This window comes from Psychrobacter sp., assembly GCF_030454045.1.
In the GTDB taxonomy this organism is placed as follows: Bacteria; Pseudomonadota; Gammaproteobacteria; order Pseudomonadales; family Moraxellaceae; genus Psychrobacter.
The window spans coordinates 1-10,708 of sequence record NZ_JAKDJE010000092.1 but is presented as its reverse complement, the minus strand read 5'-3'; the positions used below and the strand labels follow the sequence as shown (position 1 = coordinate 10,708).

The following is a 10,708-nucleotide window of genomic DNA, read 5'->3' as shown; positions in this document are numbered from 1 at the left end:
CTCTTTCTCATAGTGCTATCCTAAATATTTTTGCTTATCTAGGACAGCCCCAAAAATTATTATTGGGCTCAGTATTAGCAGCTTCTAGCGTATTTACTGTGACAGCATGTTCTAGTGTCAATGCAGCCTCTGACACCGCGCCAATGAATCAAATGCAAAAGAACCATAAAGACGGCGCCATGAGAGGCCCAATGTCAAAACTGAATCTAACAGCGACGCAGCAAGCGCAAATCAAAGCCATCATGCAAGAAAAACATGGCGACCGCGTAGCTGACCGTGAAAAACATCAGGCAGAACGCGCACAAATGGAACAACAAATACAAGCACTGACCAATGCGAGTACGTTGAACAACGCGGCGGTAAATCGTTTGGCCGATCAGCAAGCGGCAAAAGCAAAACAGCGCTTTATTGAGCGCGTCCAAACGCAGCATGCCATCTCTCAGGTGTTGACCGCTGAGCAGCGTGCAAAAATGGAACAGCTCAAATCAGAAAGACAAGAAAAAGGTCGTAAGCACTTAAAAGATCGTAAAGACCATGACAAGCCACATCATCAAGGCATGTAAAAAGTCTGCCACAACATAAGTGATGGCCATATTAAAAAAAGCGCACCGTTTATACGATGCGCTTTTTTACGACAGTATCCTAGTTAACACTCAATGATGCTATCTTCCAGTTAGTCTGTCGCCCCAAAACGTTCTTTCGCCATCGGTGAGGCACTAAAGATAATCTTACCCACTGCCGTGCCATGACCGTCACGATAATATTCCAGCAACTCTGACGCATAGTCTCGCAGATCAATACTGTTGCTCGCATTTGGTGTCTGAACCTCACGTGGTAGATTTGGGAATGCCAAATCCTTACTATTAATAGCAGAGTACTGCTGCAACACATCAATCATCATGCTGTTGTCTGTATCGGATTTGCTGGTGCTATCAAGCTGTCGATGTATATGTTGCCATTTGAGCTGACCGCGTTTGTCAAACCCATATAGCTCTTGTACGGCAGTGTTTTTGGCAATGTCACTCTGTGCCGATGCATCCTCATCCATTTGGGTTTTGATAAAAGCCAATATCTTTTGCACCACAGCTTCACTGGTCAGCTCTTTTGAGCTTGGTAGCGTCTCAAAGTCTGTCATAGGCTCAGCGTCTTTTACAAGCTCCGGATATTTTTGACTAATACGGTTGTAGAATGTCTGTATATAGTGTTGATAGTCCTCTTGATAACTCTCAAAGCTTTGTACTCGGCGAATGATTTGGGCACTTGGTAGCATTGCTGATAGCTGATGCGCCGGCAGTTTGGGCGAGAGCGCGGCAAGTGTATTGGGCGCGACATAATCGAACTGGCTAACAGGTGCACCATCATACGTCAGATCTAACGCGGCAAAGTGGGCTTTGATTACCTCACGGCCGAACCCTTTTGGCAATGTTCCATCATCAATGGCTATTTTTAACCATTTGTTTCGCCATTTGGTGCCAAGCTTATCGTCTAACAGCTCAGAGTTTATCATCGCAACATTATCTGCCCATAAATAGATATCACCATTTTTCATGTCGACATAGATGGGCTGATTGATACTGCTGTGATGATTGCGTGCTAGATATTGGGCGCTGGCGAGCATCGTCGCCTTACCTGCCAATGGCTGATAGACACCCTGAGCATCGATAGACAGTGGTTTTAGTAGATACTCATCGAGCAGTTGCGCTTTTTTGATATCTAGTGGTTTTGGTTTGTCTTCATAATTGTCAAACAGCGCTTGATAGTCTGCTGGCACTGTCACATCGCTATCGTACTGGTGCTCCTCCCATGCATAATAAGCATCCACGCACTCAAGATAAGATTGCTTGAGGGCATCACGCTCTTTATCGTAATCGGTGGCGAAAATTTCTTTATTTTGCTTTTCTGCCTGCATAATCAAATCAGCATAGGCTTGGTCATGTGTCTCTTCGCAGTGTGCATCCACATAATCTGATGCCACGACTTGTGTGCCAGATGCTGCCTTACGTTGCTGGCGGTTACTGATCTCAATATTGCTATGGTATCTGAACGATTGGCGGCGCTGTTTTTGTAATGCGCTGGCCAATGTTTTTTTGGCGGTGCTGGGTGACGGGTTCGCCGCCAGCGTATTTGAAGGGTTCACATTGGTCGTTTGGCAACCAGTTAGCAAAAGCGCCCCTGATAGAAAAACACTGGTCAACAATGAAAGTTTTTTTATCATAGATGGCAGACGACGTTGGGGCAGATTTTGAGGGGCGATTTTCATTTTTTATCCTTAATAGAGATGAGGGTACATACGATAAGATGATGCGACTTATTTTTTATTGTGTATTGTCATCATCATACGTAGAGCTCTCATCAATTGATTCGGCGCTTGGGTTGTCATCATATTCATCACGGCTATCTTCATCGGCTAAGCGATCATCTTGATAGTCATAGCGTGCGTAGCGTGCCGCTTGTAGTCTGTCTTTTTTCTGACGCTGTGCTGCTATCCATGCATTACCATCGATAGGCGCTACCGCATTTGAGCCAAAGGACTCTGCCAATAGTGGCGTTAGGGCATGGTGGTCAAAGCTGGCTTTATCATAGCGGACTTGATTGAGCATGGTCGTTGTAGAGCCCATCAAATCACCACCGATATTGACGCGCTGCTGCTTGGCAAGCAGGCGATCTGAGCCATCCAAATAATAGTAATTGATTTGGTTAAAAGAGATGGGGCCAATGGCTTCGATCAGCTGTAGTAGCGAACCCACATCCGCGCTTTGGTAGCCTTTGTTGTATAGCTGTGCTTTGGCAAGCGCCGCCTTTAGTATAGCGCCATCAGGATATTTTTCTGGATGGGCATCCACATACTCTTGCAGCGATTTTGTCACATATTTTAGTGTTTTGCCTATCATCTCGCCGCCTTGCTGACTGCCAAAATAGACTTTGACTGCTCTGGTTGCACCCACTTCTTTGGCAAACGCATCTCCTTTGATATCTACGGCGCTAAAGTGCTCAGGTGCCAACTCTGCCATGCTGCTCTGTATGGCATTTAGTACTGCATCATAGAGTACCGCGGGCGGCAACTGCTCTGTGATACTGTCAGGCAAACCAAAGCTCACTGTATGTGAAGCCATCTGCGACGGCAGCGGGGTATTTTCAGGATTTACCAGTGCGACAATTGGCAAAATGGCTGATGGATCAACTGTGACACTACTGTTGTTAAAATCAAAGGCCACTGGTACTTGTATGGATGAGCTGATCGTTGGTGTGGCGTAGTCGTAGCTATAGACACTTTGTAATTGACGCTGTTTTGGGTTGTACTGACTGACGCTATTGAATGTCAAATTCTGATATTGATAGGCGTTGGTAGCAGCGATTTGTTCAGGAGTACGATGGAACATTGTCAATATACTACCGATCACGCCAGTAGAGGATGTTATCTCATCACGACTGGTCGGCTCTGTCTGAGTACGCTGTTTATCCATTTGCATGGCTTCATATTTTGCAGCCATTGTTTTTGGGTTTAACCCTGACAGGCCTGAGAGCATGCCGCCAGCGCCACTGCCGTAATCATCATAGCTATCATAGTCGTCACTGTCAAAATCATTACTATTATAGTCGTTGCTGCTATAGTCATCTGTATCATACATGCTGTCGCTTGCTGGCTCGTTTTCACCTGCTTCAGCCAATATCGCCGCAATCGCTTTTTGTTCTTGGTCAACATAATCGCTAGGATAATCCGACTCTAAAGCGTCTTCTGTCCCATCATAATTGTGGTCATCATTATAGGGCTCATCATCGCTACTATCGTACCTACTCTCAGGCTGATAGGCATAGGTCTCTATAATCGTTCTGAGTAAGCTACTTGACCCTGCATCAATACTATCAGCATCGATAAATGGTACCGCTTGATAGTTGGCCTGCGAGACGGCCACGTGCTCTGTCGCTAAGTGCTGACGAATCGCTGCCAACAGGTGTGCCTTGGCTTGGTGTTCAGTGTTGGGATACTTTTCTTGATTAAACAATTGCGCGTAACGCTCAGCATGGGCATTTTGACTAGCAGTAAACACACGGCCCTGATGCTGACTCTGCGCGGTATTTGCAGTGCTAAAATCCATGAGCGTGCTAGAGACGCTTACATTTGATGCAGTAGTTAGACTGGACTGACAGCCTGCCAGCACAAGCGATGCACTACCGATCAATAGTGCAGCCGAGGTTAGTTTGCCTGCATTAAACACATGAGCATTTTTATTATTATTTTTACGATTGCTAACGAATGAAAAGCGATGCACTATCTCAGAGTGACGCTGTTGGTGATAATCATTGATATGATGTGATGACATAGAAATCTCTTTGTATAAATAGCCAGTCATTACTGGATGTACATTAGTAGTGTTATTTATATCACAAGACGTTACAATTTAGTAATATTAAGACTTATTTTTAAAGAAAATCTTCACTGGTTAGTGAGCTTCTCTGCACAATTTACATGACAATAATTATATATATCGATAGAAAACCACTCATACTGCACATCATATAAAAACTCAAATGACAAAATATGATAAACAACTTTCTACTATTTAATATTTTCGTTACTATCTAAACGTAAGCACATAATCAGTATATTTATTAAATAGCACCCCTTTCCTACTCGCCCAAAAAGGACTTTGCGATGTCACAGCCACTCTCTTATGATCAGCAAAAAAAACCCAAGACTCATAACCAATTAAAATCTAGCGCAGCCCTTATTACAAGCGCGCTTCTACTATCTGTCTCTGCTCATGCGCTGGAGCCAACTGCCGCTCCAACCAGCTCTACGGTCAATAACACTTCGATCAATACCAATGCCATCAATCTAGCCATCATGACGGACAACCCAACCGTCGTATCTGAAACCAAACGCATCACACGAGCCAAAACCAGTAGCACCGTATCAACCACTACCAATAACGATCAGGCGATCTATTCTGAAGATGCGATTCACCATCCAGTATGGGCAAAAAATGGCATGGTCGCCACCCAAGAAGCGCTTGCTTCTGACATCGGTTTGCAGATTTTGAAAGACGGTGGTAATGCCGTTGATGCTGGTGTCGCGGTTGGCTTTGCCCTTGCTGTGACTTTGCCACGTGCTGGCAACATCGGTGGTGGCGGCTTTATGATGATTTATGACGCCAAGCAAGGCAAAACCGTCGCGCTTGATTACCGCGAAAAAGCACCCAGTAGCGCCTCTCGCGATATGTATCTCGACGATGAGGGCAACGCAGTCAGCGACTTATCTCGTTATCATGGCTTAGCCGTTGGGGTGCCAGGGACAGTCGCAGGGCTACTAAAAGCACTAGAAGAGCATGGCACCATGAGCCGCGAGCAAGTCATGGCACCAGCGATCGCATTGGCAGAAGACGGTATAGAGGTTACCGCAGGTTTGTCCGAATCGCTTACTGCTCTGAGTGATCGCTTGCAAAAATGGCCAAGCACCAAAAAGGTATTTTTCAAGCCTGATGGCAGCGCTTATCAACCGGGTGAGCGGTTAAAACAGCCTGAACTTGCCCGCTCGCTAAAGCAAATCGCAGTACGAGGCGTAGACGGGTTTTATAAAGGGGAGACCGCACGTGCCATTGTAAAAGCCGTCAATGAGGCAGGCGGTACTATGAGCATGCAGGACTTAGCCAACTATGATGCGATTGCACGTGTCCCTGTCAAAGGCGATTACCGCGGCTATGAGATTGTCTCTATGCCGCCGCCCTCCTCTGGCGGTATTCACATTATCGAAATATTAAATATCTTAGAAGGCTATCCACTGGGGGACTATGGTCAAAATAGCGCACAGACCATTCATTTGATGAGCGAGGCCATGCAACTGGCTTATGCGGATCGTGCTGAGTATCTAGGCGATTCGGATTTTATTGATGTCCCTGCCAGTGGTCTCACCTCGCAAGCTTATGCGGATAACCTGCGTACGTTAATTGATCCAAATAAAGCCACGCCAGCCTCGACCATCAAAGCCAACAACCCACTCCCTTATGAGAGCGATCAAACCACGCATTTCTCTATTGTGGATAAAGACGGCAATGCCATCGCCAACACCTATACGTTGAACTTCTCTTATGGCACTGGTCTCGTGGCTGAGGGCACAGGTATCTTGTTAAATAACGAAATGGATGATTTTTCTGCCAAGCCGGGCGTACCAAATGGCTATGGACTGATTGGTGGTGACGCCAATGCTGTTGAAGCCAATAAGCGTCCGCTCTCCTCGATGAGTCCAACGCTGGTATTTAAAGACAACAAACCGTATATCGTTACGGGCAGCCCAGGGGGCAGTCGCATCATTACCACGGTCACCCAGATCATCTCTAACGTCATTGATCATGATATGAATATCGCTGAGGCAACTCACGCACCGCGTATTCATGATCAGTGGCTCCCTGATGAGATTCGGATTGAAAAAGCGCTCAATGTCGATACGGTCAAAAAGCTTGAATCTATGGGGCACACGGTCAGTCCAAAGTCCGCCATGGGCTCCACGCAGTCGATTATGCTCACACCAAACGGACTGTATGGATCTTCTGATCCCCGTATTGTGGATGCAGCGGTGGTTGGGTACTAAGTTAAATTGTCATTACTTATCAATTATATAGCCCTCCGCACTTTACCTTGTTGAGGGTTTTTTTATATCATTTCTTACGTAATTAAATTGACATGATAATTCACATCCCTCAGATTAAACCCTTGCAATCGGTGGCTGCATGCCACAAATAATGCTATTATTAACGACCCCATTTAAAGCGTATCAACATGGCTACCGAGGTCTTAACCACCTCTCGATAACACTACAAATGATTGATAATCATCCTGTATTTTATCGCTAGCTTATTTCTTTTGATCGTACTAGTAAGAGTCTTCTATGGCATTTGTACACCTTGGTATCCACAGCGAATATTCCATCACCGATTCTATCGTGCGCATCAAGCCGCTCGTGAAAGCGGCGGCGGCGGACAATCAGCGAGCGCTGGCTTTGACTGATTTGTCCAATTTATATGCCACGGTGAAGTTTTATCGTGCTTGCCTAGGCGCGGGTATCAAGCCAATTATCGGCAGCGAAGTCATCATGGATAATGAAGACACACGCCTCACCCTACTCGCGATGAATAACGAAGGCTATCAAAACATTACCCGTATCGTGTCTCTTGGGTTTACCGAAGGTCGCGCTGACCCTGTCAATCATGGCGTCCCTGTTATCAAGCGTAGCCATATTCTAGAACATGCGGCAGGTGTGATTGTTCTACTGACCGAAAAGTCCGACGTAGGCCAAGCACTGGTAGGCTCTATGCCAGAAAAAGCCGATGAGCTGCTCACCGAGTGGCAAGCACAATTTGATGATCGTTTATACTTTACCATCAAGCGTACCAATCGCTCAGGCGAGGACGCCTTTATCAGAGCAGCCATTCACTCAGGTGCCAAGCACCATATTCCTATCATTGCGCACAATGATGTGCGTTTTTTGGAGCAAGAGGATTTTGATGCACATGAAGCCCGCGTGTGTATCGCAGGCTCTTATGTCTTAGCTGATCCCAGTCGTCCGCAAACCTACTCAGATGAGCAATACCTCAAAACCCAAGAGCAAATGGCGCAGCTGTTTGCTGATATTCCGCAGGTGGTTGACAACACCTTACACTTGGCGACTCGCTGTAATGTGACCTTAACGCTGGGCATTAATGTACTGCCCGACTTCCCTGTCCCTGAAGGCGAGACGATTGAATCGTTTTTTCGGGCAGAGTCAAAGCGCGGTCTGGAAGAGCGCTTAGATAAGCTTTTCCCTGTCGAAGCACGTACGGACAATTGGAGCGATTTCCGTCAAAGATATGACGAGCGCCTCGCCTATGAGCTGGATATTATCCTATCAATGGGCTTTCCCGGTTATTTCCTTATCGTCATGGACTTTATCCGCTGGGCGAAAGCCAATGGCGTGCCAGTAGGCCCTGGACGTGGTTCTGGTGCAGGATCCTTGGTCGCCTATGCGCTCAATATTACCGACCTTGATCCCATTCATTACGATCTGTTATTTGAGCGCTTCTTGAACCCTGAGCGGGTATCCATGCCTGATTTCGATATCGACTTTTGTATCGAAGGTCGCGACCGCGTGATTGATTATGTGGCGCAGACCTATGGTCGTGATGCCGTTTCACAGATTATTACCTTCGGTACCATGGCCGCAAAAGCGGTGGTACGTGATGTGGCACGCGTCCAAAGTAAATCGTACTTTTTGGCCAATAAAATATCCAAGCTGATCCCCAAAACACCGGGTATCACTCTCAGCCAAGCGCTTGAGCAAGAGCCACAGCTCAAAGACTTGATCTCTAACCCTGACAATATGGATTATGAAGATGCCATTGAAATTTGGGAGATGGCAGTCAAGCTCGAAGGTGTCTGCCGAAACGTCGGTAAACATGCTGGTGGTGTACTGATTGCGCCGCACAAGATTACTGACTTTAGTGCCATTTATTGTGATGATGAGGGTCACCGTGTCAGCCAGTTTGATAAAGACGATGTCGAGGCGGTAGGACTGGTGAAGTTTGACTTTTTGGGTCTACGTAACTTAACGGTCATCAACGCAGCGGTTGAGAATATCAACTTGCGCCGTGCCAAAGAAAACGTGCCCGCATTGGTATTGGAAGACTTACCACTCGATGATGTTAAAGCCTATAAGTTGCTGCAAGATGCCAAAACAACCGCCGTCTTTCAGCTAGAAAGTATGGGCATGAAAAAGTATTTGGCCAAACTGCAGCCGACCAATATCGAGGACGTCATCGCCATGTGTGCGCTGTATCGTCCCGGCCCGCTTGATGCCGGCATGGTAGAGATGTATATCGACCGTAAGCATGGTCGTGAAGAGGTCATTTATGACCATCCCAATCTTGAGCCGATTTTAGAAAATACTAACGGCGTTATCGTCTATCAAGAACAGGTGATGCAAATCTCACAGGTGATGGCAGGTTATAGCCTGGGCGGTGCTGATATGCTGCGCCGCGCGATGGGTAAGAAAAAACCTGAAGAAATGGCAAAGCAGCGCGATATTTTTGTCACTGGTGCAACGTCACAAGGCGTCGATGAAGTCACGTCAGGCGGTGTGTTTGATTTGATGGAAAAATTCGCAGGTTATGGTTTCAACCGCTCGCATTCTGCGGCTTACGGGGTGCTCGCCTACCAAACTGCCTATCTCAAGCATTACTACCCTGCCGAATTCATGGCAGCGGTATTGACGTCCGATATGAACAACACTGACAACGTGGTGTTCTTTATCAATGATTGCCGCGAAAACTTTGATTTGACTGTGGTCAATCCGTCAGTCAATCGCAGTGAATGGCATTTCGTCGCGGATACGCCGACCAATATCATTTATGGTCTTGGTGCGATCAAAGGCGTAGGTGAAGGGGCTGTCGAATCTATCGTTAATGCGCGGCGAACGGATGGACCATTCAAAGACTTGTATGATTTTTGCCGCCGTGTGGACATCAAAAAGGTCAATAAGCGCACGCTTGAAGCTTTAGTCAGTGCTGGCTGTTTTGATGACTTTGCTGCGACGCTACGACCCGACTTACCAGCCAACGAAGCTTACGAGATTCGCGGTGCCTTGATGAGCCAACTACCAAGCGCCGTCCAAGCGGCTGAGCAAGATCGTCAAAATAACGAGCTTGGCATGATGGACTTGTTTGGTGAGATGGACGGTGTTGTTGCAGCGCCGCCACTTGAGATGACGCCAGAGCTGATCTGGGGTGATAAGCACCGCCTAAAAGCGGAAAAGAACACCTTAGGACTGTACTTAACGGGTCATCCAATTAATGAATATTTAGATGAGTTAAAACGTTACACCTCAGGCACGCGCCTCAATAAATTGACAGATACTGGCTATAACGGCAGCTGCTATTTTGCAGGCCTCATCATCGATATCGCCAACTTCGGCAATCGTAACGTCATCACGTTAGATGATGGCACCTCAAGATTAGAAGTGAGCTGCTATGCCGAGCGTTTCAACCGCGTCAAAGAGCAACTAAAAGTTGATGAAGTTGTTATTATCAAAGGCAGTATTCGTGAGCGCGATGGTCGCCTATTTGCGCGTCTTGATAGTGCCATGAGTATGGTCGATGCGCGCCTGCGTTGGCTCAAAAAAATCAGCATCAAAGTTCATGGTAGCGATATCGATCTGCTCACGCGCTTGCAACCCTTACTCAAATCCGCACAGTCTGACATCATTCCTGAACCACGTCAGATCTATAACACTGAGCAGGACGATAACACTCATGATTCTTATGATCCTACGATAGGCGGTAGTTTGTACGATGAAAATGGCAATGATTTACTGGCGCTAGAAAGCAATATCACTCATGACGGAGGCGCTCAAAACGGTATGAGTCAAAGCTACGCAAACCATGCACTCAGTAATACAGATGCCTCTATCAATGACAACTGTCTGCCGCTTGGATTGAGTATTTATGAGGTGTACGGCATTGCCAATGTCGGTCTATCCGAGTATTGGCGGGTCTACCCAAATGATGACAACTTGCAACAGCTTAAGACTTTGGTTAATGAAGATAATTTACACTTTCATTACAGCTAAAATATATAGTACGGCTACAAAATTTACTATAGTAATCTTATCGCTCTAACTTTTAATAATTCTTAGATTAACACATGAAGTGCAATACCAAATGCAAGGTGAAAAAAAGACCTA

General features: G+C 46.4%; 5 protein-coding genes. 3 read left to right on the top strand and 2 right to left on the bottom strand.

The window, feature by feature from the left end:
• The first annotated feature begins 62 nt into the window (after positions 1-62).
• Positions 63-563, top strand: coding sequence for a Spy/CpxP family protein refolding chaperone (locus L0G63_RS12535; RefSeq protein WP_301450958.1), 501 nt, complete (start codon positions 63-65; stop codon positions 561-563).
• A gap of 110 nt (positions 564-673) precedes the next feature.
• On the opposite strand, the gene L0G63_RS12530 is transcribed toward L0G63_RS12535, so the two are convergent.
• Together L0G63_RS12530 and L0G63_RS12525 are read right to left on the bottom strand one after the other, a co-directional pair.
• The gene (locus tag L0G63_RS12530; RefSeq protein ID WP_301450957.1) at positions 674-2,260 is read right to left on the bottom strand and encodes a hypothetical protein; all 1,587 of its coding nucleotides are present in this window, start codon (positions 2,258-2,260) and stop codon (positions 674-676) included.
• 55 nt (positions 2,261-2,315) lie between these two features.
• A complete protein-coding gene (locus tag L0G63_RS12525; RefSeq protein WP_301450956.1) occupies positions 2,316-4,322 on the bottom strand; it encodes a hypothetical protein in 2,007 nt (668 codons plus the stop codon).
• A 332-nt stretch (positions 4,323-4,654) separates the two neighbouring features.
• Here L0G63_RS12525 and ggt point away from each other — a divergent pair, with 332 nt between their 5' ends.
• Together ggt and dnaE are read left to right on the top strand one after the other, a co-directional pair.
• On the top strand, positions 4,655-6,586 hold the full coding sequence (gene ggt, locus L0G63_RS12520; protein ID WP_301450955.1) for a gamma-glutamyltransferase: 1,932 nt from the start codon (positions 4,655-4,657) through the stop codon (positions 6,584-6,586).
• A 297-nt stretch (positions 6,587-6,883) separates the two neighbouring features.
• A complete protein-coding gene (gene dnaE / locus L0G63_RS12515) occupies positions 6,884-10,594 on the top strand; it encodes a DNA polymerase III subunit alpha (protein ID WP_301450954.1) in 3,711 nt (1,236 codons plus the stop codon).
• The last annotated feature ends 114 nt before the right edge of the window (positions 10,595-10,708 follow it).

Bases quoted from the DNA above. Each gene is read 5' to 3' on its own strand.
- L0G63_RS12530 (WP_301450957.1), bottom strand. From the start codon at position 2,260: ATGAAAATCGCCCCTCAAAATCTGCCCCAACGTCGTCTGCCATCTATG.
- L0G63_RS12525 (WP_301450956.1), bottom strand. From the start codon at position 4,322: ATGTCATCACATCATATCAATGATTATCACCAACAGCGTCACTCTGAG.
- ggt (WP_301450955.1), top strand. From the start codon at position 4,655: ATGTCACAGCCACTCTCTTATGATCAGCAAAAAAAACCCAAGACTCAT.
- dnaE (WP_301450954.1), top strand. From the start codon at position 6,884: ATGGCATTTGTACACCTTGGTATCCACAGCGAATATTCCATCACCGAT.